We start from the raw sequence: 18,146 nt of genomic DNA on the forward strand, positions 1-18,146 counted from the left end.
TGTTTTTCGTGCAGCTTGTTCAGGATAGGTAATTGCGCAGTATGAACGTCATCTTTGTCAGCCGTCGACATAGTCGGTCCAGAACCTTATCGCTGCCACTTATTGTGGCTTTTTTAGCATTTGTTGCCGCCAGCCTGGTGGGCAGTGGCGCCTATGTGGTGCATCTCTGGTACCAGGGCGACACTCCCCTCGTTATGGATTCGCGCGCCGTGCAAGCCTGGCATGACCGCCTGGCGTTCCAGGCGGAAGAGCTCGAGCGAACGCGTCGCTATACTGAAGACCAGATCCGCGCTCTTACCGTTAAGCTTGCTCAGCAACAATCCCGCCTGACCCGGCTTGATGCGCTCGGCGAACGTCTGGTTGGCGTCGCCAAGCTTGAAGATGGCGAGTTTGATTTCAGTATCGATCCGGCCGTTGGTGGGCCGGAAGGTGATATCGGCGATGCCTACACCCCTCCCGATTTTGTGAATGCCCTGAATGAACTCTCCAGCCTGATCGACAACCGCGAACAGCAATTATCCGTCCTGGATTCGCTGCTGGGTGACCGCAAAATCCAGTCATCCACCTTTGTTGCCGGTCGGCCGATTGAGCGTGGCTGGATGAGCTCACGCTACGGCTACCGGAATGATCCGTTCAATGGCAACGTCGCCTGGCACGACGGGGTCGATTTTGCCGGTAAAGACGGGTCCAATGTCATCGCCGTCGCGGCTGGGGTGGTCACCTGGGCGAGCGATCGTTACGGCTATGGCAATTTGGTCGAGGTAAACCATGGCAACGGCTATGTGACCCGCTACGCGCATGCCCGGGAAATTCTGGTCAACGTCGGAGATGTCATCAGCAAGGGCGACATTGTTGCGCTGATGGGCAGTACTGGCCGTTCAACCGGGCCTCATGTGCATTTTGAAGTGCTGCATCGCGACAAGTCAGTCGACCCGGCCAAATTCATCGATCGCGTAGCCCGGTTTTAATTTTAGTGACTTAAATTGCAACCAATTGAGTGCCAGGTACCGGGTGTGCGCCTCCGGGGAAGTCCGCAGCATGGGCGCTGCGGTCTAGGCCCCAGGGATGGTTCACGCCGGCCCCGGAGAGGTACACCCGCTACCTGGCACGGATTCCCGCCATTTTTTACAATTTCAAAGACAAGAGCACTTGCAGTTAGTATAGTTGACCTCCACTAAGTCTTTGAATCGAATCTAAAAAACGACACTCTCCTATGTTCACGACACTAATAAAGAAGGTGGTCGGCTCCAAGAACGACCGCGAAGTTAAGCGATTGGCCCGCCTGGTACAGCGAATAAATGTCCTGGAACCCGATATGGAACGCCTGTCTGACGACGATATTAAAGGTCAGACGGTGGTGTTTCGTGAGCGCCTGGAAAAGGGTGAATCGCTCGATAGTCTAATACCCGAAGCCTTCGCGCTGGTGCGAGAAGCCAGCCGCCGCGTATTGGGCTTGCGCCATTTCGATGTGCAGATGATCGGCGGTATGGTGCTGAATTCCGGCAAGATCGCCGAAATGAAGACCGGTGAGGGTAAAACCCTGGTCGCAACGCTTGCCGCCTACCTGAATGCCCTGCCTGCCAAAGGGGTTCACATCATTACCGTGAACGACTACCTGGCCCGGCGCGACGCCGAGTGGATGCGACCCTTGTATGAAACACTGGGGCTGACCGTTGGCATCGTGGTCTCGCAACAGGATCCGAACGAAAAGCGGGCTGCTTACCAGGCCGACATCACCTACGGCACCAACAACGAGTTCGGTTTCGACTACCTGCGCGACAACATGGCGTTCAGCCTCAAGGATAAATTTCAGCGTGGCCAGGCCTTCGGCATTGTCGACGAAGTGGATTCCATTCTCATCGACGAAGCCCGGACTCCGCTGATTATCTCCGGTGCCGCCGAGGATTCCAGCGAACGTTATATCCAGATTAACAAGCTGATTCCATCGTTGAAGCCAGCCAAAGAAGCGACGGAAGGTGAAGAAGCCGTAGACGGCGATTTTCTGGTCGACGAGAAAAACCGCTCCATTGAACTGACCGAACAGGGCCACGACCGGGTAGAAAATCTTCTGCATGAAGCCGGTCTTTTGCCCGAGGGTGAGTCCCTCTATGCACCGCATAACCTGTTATTGTTTCATCATGTGACGGCGGGTCTGAAAGCGCACTATATGTTCCAGCGCAACGTCGACTACATTCTTCAGAACGACCAGGTGGTCATTGTCGACGAACATACTGGCCGCACCATGCCCGGGCGTCGCTGGAGCGATGGTTTGCATCAGGCCGTTGAAGCCAAAGAAGGGCTTGCGGTTCAAAAAGAAAACCAGACCCTGGCCTCGACCACCTTCCAGAACTACTTCCGGCTGTATGAAAAATTGTCTGGCATGACCGGCACGGCCGATACCGAGGCGTTCGAGCTCAACCAGATTTACGGTCTGGATGTGGTGGTTATCCCGACCAACAAACCCATTTCCCGTACCGACTTTAATGATTTGATCTTCCTGACCGAGCCCGAAAAGTTCAGTGCGGTGATTGAAGACATTATTGTCGAACGCGACAAGAAACGTCCGGTGCTGGTGGGTACTGCCTCGGTCGAGGCGTCGGAACGCATTTCCGAAGCACTGACCAAGGCTAAAGTGCCGCATAATATTCTCAACGCCAAGCAGCATGACCGCGAAGCCCAGGTGATTGCCCAGGCTGGTCAGCCTGGTGCTGTAACCATTGCCACCAATATGGCAGGCCGGGGTACCGACATTAAGCTCGGCGGTAACTGGGAAACCGAAGTTCTGGACCTCGACAGCGCCGACTCGGAAGTTTTGGCCAGGGCCGAAGCCGACTGGAAAGAACGCCACCAGACGGTGATTGACGCCGGTGGTTTGCACATTATCGGTACCGAGCGTCACGAAAGCCGCCGCATCGATAACCAGCTGCGTGGCCGTGCCGGTCGTCAGGGGGACCCGGGCTCATCCCGCTTCTTCCTGTCGATGGAAGACAGCCTGATGCGTATTTTCATGCCCGAGCGTATGAAAGGCATCATGCAATCGCTGGGTATGAAAGACGGCGAAGCCATTGAAGCGAAGATGGTCAGTAACGCCATTGAGAAGGCGCAACGCAAGGTAGAGAACCGCAACTTCGACATCCGCAAACAATTGCTGGAATACGACGATGTGGCCAATTCCCAGCGTCAGGTGGTGTACCAGCAACGCGACGATCTGATGGCAGCCGATAGCATCGAAGATGTGATCGACAATGTCCGCAGCGACATCGTCAATGCTGAGATCAGTGAGTATATCCCGCCGCAAAGCTTGCCGGAGCAGTGGGATATTCCGGGTCTTGAAACCGCGGTTGAGAAAGAATTTGGCGTGAAGTTGCCGATTCAGGAATGGCTTGATGCAGACGACCATCTGCATGAAGACAAGCTGCGTGAACGCATCCTGGAAGCCGCAGTCGCGCACTATAAAGAAAAAGAATCGGTCGCTGGCCCCCAGGCGCTACGCCAGTTTGAAAAGCAGGTAATGCTGCAAGTGCTCGACCAGCACTGGAAAGAACACCTGTACAACATGGATCACCTGCGTCAGGGAATTCATTTGCGCGGCTACGCGCAAAAGAACCCGAAGCAGGAATACAAGCGCGAGTCGTTTGAATTGTTCCAGGCCATGCTCGAGCAGGTTAAAGCCGACACTATCCGCATTTTGTCTCACGTGCAGGTGCGCACCCCGGATGAAGCCGCCGAAGAAGAGCGCAAGCGCCGCGAAGCGGCCATGGCCCGAATGAACTTTGAGCACAGCCAGGCAACGCCGCTGGAAGATGCCGCCAGGGCGGAAGCCGGCGCGGGTTCGGAATCGCCAGCGCCCCAGGCCGCTCCCGTACGCCAGGGCCCTAAGGTTGGGCGCAACGAACCGTGCCCCTGTGGTTCCGGCAAAAAATACAAACAGTGTCATGGTAAATTGAACTGAGGGTGCAGGGATGGCCGTGGGAAAACCCAATACAGACCCGTTGATTCCGATCGACGGCGTTTCCATTGGTGTGGGCTGCGCCGGCATCAAAAAGCCAAATCGTCAGGATCTGGTCGTGTTCCAATTGGCCCCGGGCAGTTCCGTGGCCGGGGTGTTCACCACCAATGCTTTTTGCGCGGCACCGGTTATTGTAGCCCGGGAGCACCTGAAACAGGGTGATATTCGCTGTTTGGTGATTAACACCGGCAACGCCAACGCCGGTACCGGCCAGCAAGGGCTGGACGATGCCCATGAAACCTGTGCTCGTCTCGCGGCCCTGAAGCGCATAGAACCCGAACAGGTATTGCCGTTTTCAACGGGCGTTATTGGTGAATACTTGCCGATGCAAACCATCGCCCAGGCGTTGCCCAACGTCGTTGCAGCGATGAGCCCGAACCACTGGGCCGATGCCGCCAAGGGCATTCTGACGACCGACACTCGCCCCAAAGGCTGCTCGCGTCAGTTTGAATACCATGACGAAACCATTACCGTCACCGGCATTGCCAAAGGTTCGGGCATGATCAAGCCTAACATGGCCACCATGCTGGGTTTTGTAGCAACCAACGCCAACGTTGACACCGCTGTGCTTCAGCAACTGGTCACCGCCGCCAACGATCGCAGCTTCAACCGCATTACCGTCGATGGCGACACCTCGACCAACGATGCCTGCATGCTGATTGCCACCGGCCAGACAGACGCCCCGGCCGTTACTTCCACCGACAGCGATCTCTACCGTCACCTGCTCAAAACCGTATCGGAAGTGATGCTGGAGCTGGCGCAGGCCATTGTGCGGGATGGAGAAGGGGCGACCAAATTTGTCGAGATTGCCGTCGAAGGCGCCAATACGACGGACGAAGCGCTGAGCGTTGCCTATACCATTGGCCATAGCCCGCTGGTAAAAACGGCGCTGACCGCCTCAGATGCCAACTGGGGCCGCATTCTGGCTGCGGTTGGCCGTAGCGGTGTACCGGAACTCGACGTCGACCAGGTCGATATCTGGCTCGATGACGTTCAAATTGTTAGCAAGGGCGAACGCGCACCGGGCTATACCGAAGCCGCGGGCAGCGCTGTGGTTGCACAGGAAGAGATTACCATTCGGGTGCATCTGAACCGGGGTGAAATAGCCGACCGAATCTGGACCACCGATCTGTCTCACGAATACGTCAGCATCAATGCGGACTATCGTAGCTAAGGATAAGGAGTTGGTTTAACCGTGTCTGCTGCTGACCGAAAAACTGTTCACGTTGCCGTAGGCATGGTTGTGCGCGATGGCCAGATATTGATCGCCAAGCGCCAGGATCATCAACACCAGGGCGGACTCTGGGAATTTCCCGGTGGCAAGGTCGAGCCAGGCGAAACAACGCCACAGGCACTGGTTCGCGAGTTCCAGGAAGAAGTAGGCCTGGAACTCGCGCCCGGGCATATGACTCCCCTGATGCAATTGCCCTTCGATTACGGTGACAAAACCGTCCTGCTGGATACCTGGGTGTGCGAACACAGCCAGGGCGTTGCCAGGGGTTGTGAAGGGCAGATTGTTCAATGGGTAGCTATCGAAGAACTCGATGGGTACTCCTTTCCGGAAGCCAATGCGGAATTGATCGCAAAGTTCCGGAGAACAGTGAAGCCACAGTAGTAACGGCTACGCCGCCCCCCTCTCTCTAGCTCTCTCCCCCCGGTGGTGGAGAGAGGGCTGGGGAGAGGGTTCACTTCTGGTTTCTTTCCTCTAGTGACGAAAAAGGACATTCAGTCTATTTCCCCGATTGGGTCACTCATTGCTCCAGCGCGGAACTTGTCCGAGCAGGAGGCCGTACTAACGCTGACCCCAACCTATAGGTCCGGAATCTCATGACAACCCGTGTCGCGCCCTGTTCGCCACAACGTCGCCCCTGGGTATTGGCGGCAACGATCCTGGCGTCGGCCATGGCCTTTATCGATGGCTCGGTGGTTACCATCGCCCTACCGGTTATCCGCACCGACCTGGATGCCTCTCTGACCGAGATGCTCTGGGTGCTGAACGCCTATACATTATTTCTGGGGGCTCTGCTGATGGTCGGTGGCGGTGCTGGTGATCGCCTCGGCCGGCGCCGTGTCTTCCTGGCCGGTATTGCCCTGTTCGCTCTGGCTTCGCTGGTCTGTGCCCTGGCACCCAACCCGACTGTGCTGATCGCTGGCCGGGCTCTCAAGGGCATCGGCGCCGCTCTGCTGGTCCCGCAGAGCCTGGCGATTATCTCTGCCTGTTACCCGTCTGGCGAACGCGGCCATGCCATCGGCCTCTGGGCCGGTGCCTCGGCTCTGACCACCGCACTAGGCCCGGCCGTTGGCGGCATACTGATGGATCTGTTCAACTGGCGCGCGGCGTTCTGGATTAACCTGCCGCTGGCTGCGCTTGTCCTGTTACTGACCCTGGCTTTCATGCCGGAAACCCGCGACCACTCAGTCAGCGGCCGACCCGATTGGGGAGGTACGCTGATTGCCTTTCTCGCCTGCGGGTCACTGACGCTGGGGCTGACCTGGTTGACCGAAGCCGAGGGCCGTTTGACGCTGTCCCTGGTGTTGGTTGGCCTGGGGCTGGCAGGTCTGCTGGCATTCTTCCGCTTTGAAGCTAATGTGAAACATCCGATTGCACCGACTGCGCTGTTTCGCAGTCGCGCCTTCACAGGTACCAATCTGATGACCCTGCTGCTCTACGGTGCCCTGTCAGGCACCATGTTCCTGGTGCCCATTGACTTGATCGAATACCGTGGGCTGACGCCGACCCAGGTGGGCCTGGCGATGATGCCGTTTGGTCTGATCATTGGGCTGTTGTCCAGTAAAGCTGGCAAGTTGGGAGATCGTCTGGGCCCCCGCCCGATGCTGCTGGTCGGGCCGACGGTGGTGGCAGCGGGCGTCGCGGGTCTGGCGTTGCAGCTTGACAACTTCTGGCTGGGCGTTGAACTGCCGTTGTGCATTATGGCCCTGGGCATGGCGATCGTGGTGTCGCCGCTGACGACGACGGTGATGAATTCGGTGTCCGATGCCCGCGCCGGTACCGCTTCTGGCATCAATAACACGGCCAGTCGATTGGCGGGGCTGTTTGCCATTGCAGGTGCGGGCGCCTGTGCGGCTCGTCTCTTCCAAACTGTTAACCAGTCCGGACAGGGGCAGTTCGGGCTTTTTCCCGATTCTGATGCCAGCAGCTACGAGGCCATCGTTAGCGCCTATCAACTGGCCTACGGCGGCAGCCTGGCAATGCTCGCGGCCGGCAGCCTGGGTGCAGCACTAATAGCCGCCTGGCTGATCCCCATAAAACCAGGTACTAAACCCGAGAAATGAATAATAGGGGGCGCTTAACCTGTCCCTAAATCCCCACGTCTTTTAATGTTTAGCGTCTTTTTTGTGTTGCGTCCTTACATGTCCCGCGTCTTCCAATGTACTGCGTCATTCAATGTCCTACGTCATTCAATGTTTCGCGTCATCGGATGTCCAGCGTTCCATATCTTCACTCATCATCTCATCATAAGCTGGCTTTCCAGCGATTTTATGCCCCTCACTGGCCCATTCACCCAGATCAATCAGCTTGCAACGCTCCGAACAAAACGGCCGCCAGGTATTGTCTTTGGAATAGGTGATGGGCTTCTTGCACGTTGGACAGGGCACCTTGGGTGGCGCTTTGGCTGACATGCCGGACTTCCTCTTGATTCGGATTATTAGGGGCTTTTTGCCACAAAGTGGCGGTGCAATGCAAGAATAGCGCTTTCCAACTGCTCCAGCGTGCCGGTATTTTCGATGCAATGCGTTGCTCTGGCCTGTTTGTCGGCGCGGCTCATCTGACTGTCGATGATGCGCTGCACCTGGGCTTCATCGACTGAATCGCGTTGCGTCACTCGCTGGCGCTGGACTGACTCTGGAACATCAATCAACACGGTCTCATCACACAGAGCATCCAGATTGTTCTCGAACAGTAACGGCGCGACCAACACAGAGTAGGGTGGTGGTTGCTGCTGCAGTTGAGTCAGCATTTGCTCGCGAATCAGCGGGTGCAGCAGGGCTTCCAGCCAGGTTTTATCGGCCACCGAGGTGAATATTCGCTCACGCAGAAAGCCCCGGTTTAACTGGCCTTCTGAGGTGAGAATGGTCGTGCCAAAGCGTTCAGCGATGGCGTTCAGGGCTGGTGTCCCTTTGGCGACGACGTCACGAGCGACGACATCGGCATCGACACAGCCAACACCGAGTGACTCAAACACCCCGCTGGCGGCTGATTTACCGGAACCAATACCGCCGGTTAACCCGACAATCATGCAAAACTACCCAGATACCAGGCGGTGATGGCGCTGCCCCAGAATATATACACCAGTGCTGCGCCGCATAGATAGGGACCAAACGGAATGGGTATCTGGCGGTCTCGCCCCAGAATGGCGATCATCGCAATACCGACTATCGCCCCCACCAGAGAAGACAGCAGAATAATCAGCGGCAACGCCGCCCAGCCAAACCAGGCGCCAAAGGCGGCAAACAGCTTGAAGTCGCCATAGCCCATGCCTTCCTTGCCGGTCAGTAGCCTGAACGCCCAATAAATACTCCACAGCGAGAGGTAGCCGGCAACAGCGCCGATCACCGCCTGCTCCAGACTGGTGAATACGCCCCCGAGGTTGAGCAGCAGCCCGAGCCACACTAACGGCAGGGTGATGCTGTCTGGCAGCAGTTGATGGTCGACATCGATCATCGTCAGCGCGATCAGGCTCCAGAAAAAGACCAGCAGCGTCGCCGTTTGCAGCGTCGCTCCGAACTGCCAGGCAATGGCCAGCGTCAACAGCCCTGTGATCAGTTCAACAAGGGGGTAGCGTGGCGAGATGCGGTTCTTGCACTGGGCGCATTTGCCACCCAGCGCCAGGTAGCTGATGACCGGGATGTTTTCCCAGGCCCGGATCTTGTGGCCGCAGTGCGGGCAGGTGGAATCCGGGGTGATGAGGTTGAACGTATCCCGTTCGGCCACGGCCTGGCCGCTCATGGCGTCAGCCTCACGGGCCCAGGCGTGTTGCATCATCACCGGTAGTCGGTAGATCACCACGTTCAGGAAACTGCCAACCAGCAGGCCAGCCACAAAAACGGTCGCCAGCAGGGCGAGCGCGTTGCTTTGGAGGAGGTTAACTATTGCCATCTAAACAACGGCCCCCATTTGGAAAATGGGCAGATACATCGCTACCACCAGCCCGCCAACGACGACGCCGAGGAAAGCCATGATCATGGGCTCCATCATGGAAGTCAGGCCGTCGACCAGGGTGTCGACTTCTTCCTCGTATATCGTGGCCGCCTTGGACAGCATGTCATCCAGGGCGCCGGACTGTTCGCCAATGGAGACCATCTGGATCAGCATGGGCGGGAAAATATTCTGCGATTTCATCGACACGGCCAGTTCAGTACCGGTTTCAACGTCGTGACGCACGTTCAGGATCGCGGTTTGGTAGACAATGTTGCCCGACGCTCCGGCAGCCGAATCCAGCGCATTAACCAGGGGCACGCCGGCGGCAAAGGTCGTCGATAAGGTTCGGGCATAGCGGGCCATGGCGGCCTGATAAAGGATCGGGCCAAAGACGGGTAACTTCACAGACAGCCGCTGACAGCCGTTCTTGAACTTTCTGGATCGTTGCAGGGCCTGGTTAAAACAAACGCCGAACCCAACCATAATAACGCCGCCGAGGAAACCATTGGCCTGCACCCACTCCGACATGTTCATAACCACCTGTGTTGGTACAGGAAGGTCGGCGCCGAAGTTCTTGAACATCTGGGCAAAGGTCGGGACTACCTTAACCAGCAGGATAATGGTGACGATAAAGGCGATGACGAGGACAGTAATGGGGTATTTCAGGGCGCTTTTGACCTTTTTCCTCAGGCTTTCCGCTTTTTCCTTATAAATGGCGACCCGGTCCAGCATGGTCTCGAGTGCACCTGCCTGCTCGCCCGATTCAATCAGTGCACAGTAGAGGTCATCGAAATACTTCGGGTGCTCGCGCAGGGCCCCGCCAAAGGTCCCGCCACCGGCAATGCTATTTTTCACCTGCATCACCAGGTCAGTCATCGTCTTGTTTTGCAAACCTTCGGCAACGATATCAAAAGCCCGCATCAGTGGGACACCCGCTTTCATCATGGTGGCCATCTGGCGGGTGAACAGGGCGATGTCGTCGGATTTGACTTTAGGATTGAACAGCTGAATGCTGGCTCTTTTTTTAACCAGCTTTTTTATCTGAACAAGGCCTTTGCGCCGCAGTTCCGCCTTAATATGAGCCGGGTTGCTGCCTGAAATTTCGCCTTTTTGAACCTTGCCGTTCCGATCACGACCTTCATAGGTAAACAGGCTGACCTTTTGAGCTTTTGTGGCCATGAATTAGAATCCTCAATCTGTGGTTACGCGGTTGACTTCCTCGAGGCTGGTAACGCCGCTGGCCACTTTGACCAGCCCGGATTTGCGCAAACTGTTAAAGCCTTCTTGTTCGAAAGCCTTGCCCAACTGTAACGAATTACCCTCTTCCATGATAATGCGGGAGATCGCAGGCGTGATGCGAACCACTTCGTAAATACCCACTCGCCCTTTATAGCCTTTGGTGCAGTTGCTGCAGCCGACCGGTTTGTACAGGGTAGCATCCTTCAGGATGTCGTCGGTAAAGCCTTCTTTCTCGAGCACTTCCGCTGGCAGGTCTGCGGGTTGTTTGCAGCTGTTGCACAGTCGGCGGGCGAGTCGCTGGGCAATGATCAGGTTGATGGTGGTGGCCAGGTTGAATGACGGTACGCCCATGTTCAGCATGCGCGTCAGGGTCTCCGCCGCGCTGTTGGTGTGCAGCGTTGAGAGTACCATGTGACCGGTTTGGGCCGCTTTAATGGCAATGGCGGCGGTTTCCAGGTCGCGTATCTCCCCCACCATGATGATGTCCGGATCCTGACGCAGGAAAGACCGTAACGCTGTGGTAAAATCGAGGCCCACTTTATTGTTGACGTTGACCTGGTTAATGCCATCGAGGTTGATCTCTACCGGGTCTTCAGCCGTGGAGATATTGGTGCCCTCCTGGTTAAGAATGTTGAGGCCGGTATAGAGAGAGACGGTCTTGCCCGAGCCGGTTGGGCCGGTGACCAGAATCATTCCCTGGGGTTTGGACAGCGCGGTCATGTAGAGATCTTTTTGGTCTTCCTCATAACCCAGTGCATCAATGCCCATTTTTGCAGAGGCGGGGTCCAGAATACGCAGCACGATTTTCTCGCCAAACAGGGTGGGCAGCGAGTTGACGCGAAAGTCGATGGCCTTGCTTTTGGAGACCTTCAGTTTTATCCGCCCATCCTGGGGGATTCGACGTTCAGAGATATCGAGGTTGGACATGATCTTTAACCGCGCGGAAAGCTTGGGCGCAAGCCCCAGTGGCGGGTTGGCCATATTCTGCAGAACACCGTCGATCCTGAAGCGTACCCGATAGCTCTTCTCATAAGGTTCGAAGTGCAAGTCGGAAGCCCCCTTCTTGATGGCCGACAGCAGCATTTGGTTGATGAAACGCACCACCGGCGCGTCGTCCACGCCGTCTGACGCATCGGTGTCTTCATCGTTTTTCTGGGTGTCGACGACATCGAGATCGTCGAGGCCCTGGTCGTCTCCCAGGTCGTCAAAGGCATCTGCGGAGTCGTCGAACAGCTTTTCGAGCGCCTGGGTGAGCTTGTCTTCCTCCACCAGCACCGCTTCGACGCTGAGACCGGTATGGAATTTTACTTCGTCGACGGCCGTCAGGTTGGTGGGGTCCGACACCCCGATAAACAGCCGGGTACCCCGCTTGACCAGAGGGATGATGCGGTGCGCTTGCAGCAGGTTGGCGGTGACCAGATCTTTCGGGGCGAGATTAAGATCGTAGGCGTTCAGGTCGAAAATGGGCGTACCGAACTCCTCGGACGCAAGCTCCGCTATTTTGCGAGCAGACACCAGGCCGTTCTCGACCAGGTAGGCCACCATGTTTTTTTGCCCTCTGCTGGCCTCCTGAGTTGCGGTTATTGCCTCCTCTTCGCCCACCAGTTCTTCTCTGACCAGTCGCTTGGCCAATCCGCCCAGGGAAACTGCCATAGGAAAGTACCCGGTATTCATCATGAAGGGCCCCTAGCTTAGACAATATGGCCGGAGAGTTGAATGGCCGGGCGGTTAAATGAGTGAATCATTTACCCGGGGTGACAAAAAGCGTCACTTCGTGCTGACTTTCCGTGGCCTGGCTGTGACGCCGGTCACTTCGCAGGGGTGACCGGGGGGTTGAGGGCGCCCGGGGGAAAGAGCGGGCGCGCTAACGGGAGTGTTAACGGGCCTATTAACGGGCTAGTCAAAGGAGTTTCCGGGCCAGATCCTGTTTTGGCACGCCCTGTGCTTAGGATAAAAGGCAGGCGGACTCATCCAGCAAAATAATGAGTTCACAACAAAGATAAAGTCACAACACAGTATGTGACGTTCGAGGAGCTCCAAACATGAAGAAGCAACAGGGTTTTACATTGATTGAATTGATGATCGTGGTCGCGATCATCGGCATTCTGGCGGCCATCGCCATTCCCCAGTACCAGGACTATATCGCGAGTACTCAAACCACTCGGGCCTATGGTGAGATTTCAGCCCTGAGAACGGAAGTGGAAGAGAACCTTTTGAGTGGTAATACCGATTTTACTGGCGACAGTTTGGGCTATGTTGGCTCTAATATGGTTAATCCTGACTATGTAGGGACGTACGATGCCAGTACGTTTGGTCTGGATGCAGGGTATAACTCAACCAGTCAGGAAACCATACTGGCCGTCGAAATGGGTGGTGAGGCTGCCTCGGTTGTACAGGGGGGTGTTATTACTCTAACCCGCAGCAGTGCAGGTGCCTGGTCATGTGCCTGGAGTCTTGGCAGTTATAACCCGAAAGGCTGTTAATTTTCAGTCATTATGAAATGCAATAAGCCCCTTGTCAGGGGCTTTTTTTTTGACAGATTCCTGGAATCTATTTTGTCCATTTATGCAATAGCCGCAGAATATGTTGATCTTGGATGATGGTCCGTGTGTGACGCTCGTACGGGTGTGATTCGGTGGTAACCGGCTGAACCTGTTATAAGGTAACCCTTTTCGGTATTTGAGGGCGGGAATACAAGTGAAGAAATTATGGTATAGGTTGGGGTTGGACAATGCTGGTGGCCGTTTGGCATTAGCACTGGTGCTGGTCTTTTTATTGGCGATGCACATACCCACCCCCAATATGGATGGCACCGGCCTGGTTATGGCGTTCAATGTTATTTCTCTGGCCATTCTGGTGCCTTGTCTGTGCTGGGCCTATGTCTCGGTGTTTGGCCAGGCCAGTCTGGCCATCGACCGTGCCGTGCTGCTGATTATTGGTCTGGCGGTGGTATTGACGGTGCCCATGGCGTTCGCTACGGATTTTGATGACATCACGCAGCGCATCGTCGGCTTGTGGTTGGGGGTCGCCTTGCTGGTGATCCTGTACCAGCAACACACCCTCGGCAAGGAGCAGGTGGTGGCGCTGGTGGTGGCCAGCACCCTGCTCGAGGCCTTGCTCGGCTGGTTTCAGGTGCTGTATTTTTATGAGCATGGCTTTCTGGCCTATAAGGACAGCAGCCGCCCCAGCGGGGTCTTTCAGCAGGTCAATGTGCTGGCCTCTTACGTCGCGACCGGCATCGCCGCCTCGGCCTGGCTGGCCTGTTACAGCTCTGGCCGGTTTTTCCGGGGGCTGTCGTACCTGATGGCGGTTGTCGGCCCGGGCATCCTGTTCATGATCTTGTCTCGCGCTGCCTTTGTCGGCCTGGCGGTTTCGGTGGTGTTCATCGGCGTTTTTTATTGGCGGGCCGAGGCCAGGAACCTGCTGTCCCGCTGGTGGCTCGCGCTGCTGTCTGGCGTGTCGGTTGGCATTATGATGCTGTGGTACCGCAACGCGACCGGCGCCTCGCCGCGCGATATCGAACAGGTTCTGACCCCGGGCAAGCGTCTTTACGACTATGGCCACAGCCTGTGGATGATATGGCAGAAACCCTGGGGCGGGTGGGGCTACGGTAATTTTGACTCGGCGTTTCTGTATTCGTGGGCGCAACGCAGTGCCGCTGGCGAGTTGCCAGGGTCGGTGTCCCGGCGCCTGCACCATCCGCATAATGAGCTGCTGTTGTGGGGCGTGGAAGGTGGCCTGCCGCTGATGTTGCTGATCGTTCTGGTGATGACGCTGCTGATTGTCTGGATCTTCCGGTCGCAACAGCAGAGCGCCTGGCTCAGCCTGGCGTTGCTCGCGCCGCTGGCCGTGCACGCCATGCTCGAGTACCCGTTTTATGCCTCGATCGTGCATTGGTTTGCCTTTATTCTGTTGCTCTGGGTGGCGCTCGATGGCGCGTCCGCGAAGCGCAGGGTGCGCATTCCGGTAAAGGATGCCTGGCGCCTGCTGGCCGCGCTGCTGGTGCCCGTCAGTCTGGTGTTTTTTGTGACCGCCTATCAGTCTTCGAACGTTCTGGAGCGGATCTACAATGACCCCGAAGCCGCTAAGCGCAACCAGGAACTGTCGAACATTACCAACCCCTTCGTGCTTGGCGATTACCGCAACCTGGCACTGACCACCTTTTATCTCGACTACGCCATGGCCCTGGGCGTCGAATCGGTGGCCCGGGCGGCCCTGTCCGACGCGCAACACCTGGTTCGGCAAGATCCGAACCAGGTGTTGCTGGTCAACATAATAGCGGCGCATGTCACCCTGGGGAACACGGCCGAGGCCGAGGAGTTTTACCTCCTGGGTGCCTCGGCTTACGATGGCATCGCGCCGTTCGACCAGCCCCGGGAACTGTCCGAGTTCCGGTATGCCGGGTCGCGGTTCCGGTTAACCGCAAGCCCGGCGAGTTCGGCTTTCCGGATGGTGCCCTAGGAGCCTGTACGCAAAGACAGTGACGGTGCGCTTCGCATTTGCCGGGAGCCAATGCTAACCTGACCGCCCACACAACGACGGAGAGCCTACATGACTTTTCTTGCCGCCCTTCTGGCCTGGCTGGTGTCACTGAGCCTGACCGGAAGCCGGATGCCGGGCCGGGGCCAGGTGCCTGCGCTGATCAGCCGGGTGGTTGCGCGCCTGGGTGGCAGTACCTGGGTGTACTGCCTGGTGCTGGCCCTGCCGGTGGTTGTGCTGGCGGCTATTCTGCACGGGCTCGACCACTGGCTGGTGACGTTTCTGGTCGGCCTGGGCAGCCTGGTGCTGGTGTTTGGCCCGGGCGACCAGGCCGACCAGCTCAAGCCTTATCGCCAGTACCAGCAAGACGATGATGCCGACCGGGCTTATGAGCTGGCGGTTGATACCTTTGACCTGCCGGCAGGGCTCTACGAAGGTGGTGCCGCCCAAATGGACGAGGCGTTAAAGCTGAGCCTGGCGTACCAGTTGCTGGAGCGTTTCTTCGTTGCCCTGTTCTGGTTTGTCGCCTTTGGTGCGCCCGGGGTACTGCTGGTGGTGTTGGTGCGACATGCCCGGTCAGTGCTGTTGCAGCTGCCTGCAGAATCCAGCGCTGCTGCTTCGCTGGCTGTTCAGGTGCACCATGCCATTAACTGGATTCCGGCCCGGCTGCTGACGCTATCGCTGGCGCTGGTGGGCGATTTTTCCCAGAGTTTTGCCATCTGGCTGCGGCGTATCCGGGATTTTGAGCTGGCTGACCGGGCGTTGCTGGAAACCTCATTAAAGGTCTCTCTCCCCGAAAACCAGGACGCCCAGCGGCCAGAAGATGTACTGGCGCTGATTAAGCGCGCTCAGGTTTTGTGGATGGTGGTGATCGCTCTGGCGACAATTTTCGGGTAACCCTGCCCGCCATTCATACCCCTTTATTGCCATTTATTATCGCCGCCATAGCGCGGCCGGGGTTGATTTGGCGGGTGAAACCACCATCCTTAGCGCAGTTTGAATGTATCGCATCAACCCTTCGTTTTTAGTGGATATACAGTCTATGAGCACTCAGCATCACGAATTGATCATTCTGGGCTCTGGCCCGGCAGGATACACAGCGGCCGTTTATGCGGCACGGGCCAATCTGAAACCGGTGCTGATCACCGGTATGCAGATGGGGGGTCAGCTGACCACCACCACAGAAGTTGAAAACTGGCCAGGTGGCCATGCGGAGTTGCAAGGGCCGCAGTTGATGGAAGAAATGAAGGCTCATGCCGAGCGGTTCAATACTGAGATCATTTTCGACCATATTCACACCACCGATCTGGCCAAACCGCCGTTTACGCTGGTGGGTGATCAGGGTACTTACACCTGCGATGCGCTGATCATCAGCACCGGTGCCAGTGCCCGTTACCTGGGTCTGACTAGCGAAGATGCGTTTAAGGGTAAAGGGGTCTCCGCCTGTGCGACCTGCGATGGCTTCTTCTACCGCAATAAAGAAGTCAGTGTGATCGGGGGTGGTAACACGGCGGTTGAAGAGGCGTTGTATCTGTCGAACATCGCCAGCAAGGTGCATGTGATCCACCGTCGCGACAGCTTCCGTTCCGAGAAGATTCTGGCCGACCGCCTGATGGATAAAGTGCAGGAAGGCAAGGTCGTACTGCACTGGAACCGTACGCTGGATGAGGTGTTGGGCGACGAGATGGGCGTAACCGGTATTCGCATCAGGAATACGCAAAATGAAGAAACCGAAGAACTGAAGCTGGATGGCGTGTTCGTGGCAATTGGCCACACGCCGAATACCCAGATCTTTGAAGGTCAGCTGGATATGGCGGGCGGTTACATCAAGGTCAAATCAGGTCTGGAAGGCAATGCGATGGCTACCAGTGTGCCGGGTGTGTTTGCCTCCGGTGACGTGATGGACCATGTGTACCGGCAAGCGATAACCTCAGCCGGTACTGGCTGTATGGCGGCGCTGGATGCGGAAAAGTATCTGGATAATCTGAAGCACGCTGGCTGAGACAGGTGTTGCCGGGTTTGCGCTTTCGCGCAAACCCGTTAATAACCCGCTTTACTTGGGCAGGTTAACGTTCACTTCCAGAATTGAATAATTCCCTTCTTCATTAATATCGACCTGAAGCTGTTCCGGGCCGATGTCGACGTATTTTCGAATCACATCCATGATGTCGCGCTGCAGCGCGGGCAGGTAATCCGGTGCGTTGCGCTGGTGGCGTTCGTGAGCGACGATAACCTTAAGCCGCTCTTTGGCGATATGGGCGGATTTGGGCGTAGTGCTGTTGTCCCTGAACAGGTCAAAAATCGACATCTCAGCCTCCAAATACGCGTTGCAGAAAGCCTCTGCGCTGGGCTTCGAGAAAACGGTGCGGTTTGTCTTCGCCCAGAAACCGGTCGACCGTATCCAGATAGGCCTGGCCGGCATCGCTTTTCTCGTCCAGTACCACGGGCATGCCTTTGTTGGAGGCATTCAGCACCGCCTGGCTTTCCGGAATGATGCCAAGCAGCGGAATGGCCAGTATTTCTTCGATATCCGGTATATCGAGCATGTCGCCCCGGGCGACACGCTGGGGGTCGAAGCGGGTGATCAGCAGGTGCTCACGGACGGGTGGCTGGTTGGTTTCAGCCCGGTAGCTTTTGCTTTGCAGTATGCCCAGAATTCGGTCTGAATCCCGAACCGAGGAGACTTCCGGGTTGGTGACGACGATGGCTTCATCGGCATAATACAGCGCCATCTGGGCGCCCTGTTCGATACCGGCGGGTGAATCGCAGACAATGTAGTCGAACTTTTCGGCCAGGTCGTCGAGTACTTTTTTAACGCCTTCTTTGGTCAGGGCGTCTTTATCCCGGGTTTGGGAGGCGGGCAATATGTAGAGGTTGTCGCAACGTTTATCTTTGATCAGGGCCTGGTTGAGGCTGGCTTCCTGCTGGAGGACATTGACGAAATCGAACACCACTCGGCGCTCGCAGTTCATGATGATATCGAGGTTGCGCAGGCCGATGTCAAAGTCGATAACAACGGTTTTGTGGCCGCGCAACGCCAGGCCCATACTGATGGCGGCACTGGAGGTGGTTTTACCAACGCCGCCCTTACCTGAGGTGATGACAACGATCTTTGCCAAGATGACGATTCCTTTTTACGTTAAACAGTTGGCTGAAACAGCTTCGGCGGGATTATCCGCTTTTTTACCGGCACCGGCCAATCTATCTCAGCGATACAGTTCTGAATTTGAATGCCTGCCAGTGTCGCAGAGGCTGACT

Annotated in this window: 16 protein-coding genes; 9 read left to right on the forward strand and 7 right to left on the reverse strand. The window is 56.7% G+C overall.

Annotated elements, in window-relative coordinates:
- The first annotated feature begins 41 nt into the window (after nucleotides 1–41).
- The 5 genes from WEB54_RS10225 (at nucleotide 42) to WEB54_RS10245 (ending at nucleotide 7,303) form a co-directional block, all read left to right on the forward strand.
- Nucleotides 42–968: a M23 family metallopeptidase gene (locus WEB54_RS10225; protein ID WP_368054826.1), complete on the forward strand. Its 927-nt coding sequence runs from the start codon at nucleotides 42–44 to the stop codon at nucleotides 966–968.
- A 245-nt stretch (nucleotides 969–1,213) separates the two neighbouring features.
- Nucleotides 1,214–3,952 carry a preprotein translocase subunit SecA gene (gene secA / locus WEB54_RS10230; protein WP_368055399.1) on the forward strand — a complete coding sequence of 913 codons (2,739 nt, stop codon included), beginning with the start codon at nucleotides 1,214–1,216 and terminating at the stop codon, nucleotides 3,950–3,952.
- A 10-nt stretch (nucleotides 3,953–3,962) separates the two neighbouring features.
- Nucleotides 3,963–5,183: a bifunctional glutamate N-acetyltransferase/amino-acid acetyltransferase ArgJ gene (gene argJ, locus WEB54_RS10235; protein ID WP_368054822.1), complete on the forward strand. Its 1,221-nt coding sequence runs from the start codon at nucleotides 3,963–3,965 to the stop codon at nucleotides 5,181–5,183.
- A gap of 21 nt (nucleotides 5,184–5,204) precedes the next feature.
- Nucleotides 5,205–5,624: an 8-oxo-dGTP diphosphatase MutT gene (gene mutT / locus WEB54_RS10240; protein ID WP_368055401.1), complete on the forward strand. Its 420-nt coding sequence runs from the start codon at nucleotides 5,205–5,207 to the stop codon at nucleotides 5,622–5,624.
- A 212-nt stretch (nucleotides 5,625–5,836) separates the two neighbouring features.
- Entirely contained in the window at nucleotides 5,837–7,303 is a 1,467-nt protein-coding gene (locus tag WEB54_RS10245; RefSeq protein ID WP_368055402.1) for an MFS transporter, read from the forward strand.
- 126 nt (nucleotides 7,304–7,429) lie between these two features.
- Here the strand turns inward: WEB54_RS10245 and yacG are convergent, their stop codons facing one another.
- The 5 genes from yacG to pilB are packed head-to-tail and all read right to left on the reverse strand — an operon-like array spanning nucleotide 7,430 to nucleotide 12,062.
- Nucleotides 7,430–7,651, reverse strand: a complete 222-nt coding sequence (gene yacG / locus WEB54_RS10250) for a DNA gyrase inhibitor YacG (RefSeq protein WP_368055404.1) — start codon at nucleotides 7,649–7,651, stop codon at nucleotides 7,430–7,432.
- A gap of 26 nt (nucleotides 7,652–7,677) precedes the next feature.
- A complete protein-coding gene (gene coaE / locus WEB54_RS10255) occupies nucleotides 7,678–8,268 on the reverse strand; it encodes a dephospho-CoA kinase (protein WP_368054713.1) in 591 nt (196 codons plus the stop codon).
- Nucleotides 8,265–9,128: an A24 family peptidase gene (locus WEB54_RS10260; RefSeq protein ID WP_368055406.1), complete on the reverse strand. Its 864-nt coding sequence runs from the start codon at nucleotides 9,126–9,128 to the stop codon at nucleotides 8,265–8,267. The genes coaE and WEB54_RS10260 overlap by 4 nt, the downstream gene beginning before the upstream one ends.
- Nucleotides 9,129–10,349 (reverse strand): type II secretion system F family protein, encoded by a 1,221-nt coding sequence (locus tag WEB54_RS10265; RefSeq protein ID WP_368055408.1) that lies wholly within the window; start codon nucleotides 10,347–10,349, stop codon nucleotides 9,129–9,131.
- A gap of 12 nt (nucleotides 10,350–10,361) precedes the next feature.
- Nucleotides 10,362–12,062, reverse strand: a complete 1,701-nt coding sequence (pilB, locus tag WEB54_RS10270) for a type IV-A pilus assembly ATPase PilB (RefSeq protein WP_368054707.1) — start codon at nucleotides 12,060–12,062, stop codon at nucleotides 10,362–10,364.
- A gap of 389 nt (nucleotides 12,063–12,451) precedes the next feature.
- Between pilB and WEB54_RS10275 the strand changes: the two genes are divergently transcribed.
- From WEB54_RS10275 to trxB, 4 genes are all read left to right on the forward strand, one after another.
- Entirely contained in the window at nucleotides 12,452–12,892 is a 441-nt protein-coding gene (locus WEB54_RS10275) for a prepilin-type N-terminal cleavage/methylation domain-containing protein (protein ID WP_368055410.1), read from the forward strand.
- A 262-nt stretch (nucleotides 12,893–13,154) separates the two neighbouring features.
- Nucleotides 13,155–14,870: a Wzy polymerase domain-containing protein gene (locus WEB54_RS10280; protein WP_368055412.1), complete on the forward strand. Its 1,716-nt coding sequence runs from the start codon at nucleotides 13,155–13,157 to the stop codon at nucleotides 14,868–14,870.
- Between the two features lie 90 nt (nucleotides 14,871–14,960).
- Nucleotides 14,961–15,785, forward strand: coding sequence for a regulatory signaling modulator protein AmpE (gene ampE, locus WEB54_RS10285; RefSeq protein ID WP_368053989.1), 825 nt, complete (start codon nucleotides 14,961–14,963; stop codon nucleotides 15,783–15,785).
- A gap of 145 nt (nucleotides 15,786–15,930) precedes the next feature.
- Nucleotides 15,931–16,890, forward strand: a complete 960-nt coding sequence (gene trxB / locus WEB54_RS10290) for a thioredoxin-disulfide reductase (RefSeq protein WP_368053991.1) — start codon at nucleotides 15,931–15,933, stop codon at nucleotides 16,888–16,890.
- 51 nt (nucleotides 16,891–16,941) lie between these two features.
- Here the strand turns inward: trxB and minE are convergent, their stop codons facing one another.
- A complete protein-coding gene (gene minE / locus WEB54_RS10295) occupies nucleotides 16,942–17,196 on the reverse strand; it encodes a cell division topological specificity factor MinE (protein ID WP_368053993.1) in 255 nt (84 codons plus the stop codon).
- A 1-nt stretch (nucleotide 17,197) separates the two neighbouring features.
- Nucleotides 17,198–18,007 carry a septum site-determining protein MinD gene (minD, locus tag WEB54_RS10300; RefSeq protein ID WP_368053995.1) on the reverse strand — a complete coding sequence of 270 codons (810 nt, stop codon included), beginning with the start codon at nucleotides 18,005–18,007 and terminating at the stop codon, nucleotides 17,198–17,200.
- Nucleotides 18,008–18,146: the final 139 nt, after the last annotated feature.

The sequence above is a fragment of the Saccharospirillum sp. genome (assembly GCF_040881935.1).
Classification (GTDB): domain Bacteria; phylum Pseudomonadota; class Gammaproteobacteria; order Pseudomonadales; family Natronospirillaceae; genus Saccharospirillum.

Bases quoted from the DNA above. Each gene is read 5' to 3' on its own strand.
- yacG (WP_368055404.1), bottom strand. From the start codon at position 7,651: ATGTCAGCCAAAGCGCCACCCAAGGTGCCCTGTCCAACGTGCAAGAAG.
- WEB54_RS10265 (WP_368055408.1), bottom strand. From the start codon at position 10,349: ATGGCCACAAAAGCTCAAAAGGTCAGCCTGTTTACCTATGAAGGTCGT.
- secA (WP_368055399.1), top strand. From the start codon at position 1,214: ATGTTCACGACACTAATAAAGAAGGTGGTCGGCTCCAAGAACGACCGC.
- ampE (WP_368053989.1), top strand. From the start codon at position 14,961: ATGACTTTTCTTGCCGCCCTTCTGGCCTGGCTGGTGTCACTGAGCCTG.
- argJ (WP_368054822.1), top strand. From the start codon at position 3,963: ATGGCCGTGGGAAAACCCAATACAGACCCGTTGATTCCGATCGACGGC.
- WEB54_RS10260 (WP_368055406.1), bottom strand. From the start codon at position 9,128: ATGGCAATAGTTAACCTCCTCCAAAGCAACGCGCTCGCCCTGCTGGCG.
- coaE (WP_368054713.1), bottom strand. From the start codon at position 8,268: ATGATTGTCGGGTTAACCGGCGGTATTGGTTCCGGTAAATCAGCCGCC.
- trxB (WP_368053991.1), top strand. From the start codon at position 15,931: ATGAGCACTCAGCATCACGAATTGATCATTCTGGGCTCTGGCCCGGCA.
- WEB54_RS10275 (WP_368055410.1), top strand. From the start codon at position 12,452: ATGAAGAAGCAACAGGGTTTTACATTGATTGAATTGATGATCGTGGTC.
- pilB (WP_368054707.1), bottom strand. From the start codon at position 12,062: ATGGCAGTTTCCCTGGGCGGATTGGCCAAGCGACTGGTCAGAGAAGAA.
- minE (WP_368053993.1), bottom strand. From the start codon at position 17,196: ATGTCGATTTTTGACCTGTTCAGGGACAACAGCACTACGCCCAAATCC.
- WEB54_RS10225 (WP_368054826.1), top strand. From the start codon at position 42: ATGAACGTCATCTTTGTCAGCCGTCGACATAGTCGGTCCAGAACCTTA.
- WEB54_RS10245 (WP_368055402.1), top strand. From the start codon at position 5,837: ATGACAACCCGTGTCGCGCCCTGTTCGCCACAACGTCGCCCCTGGGTA.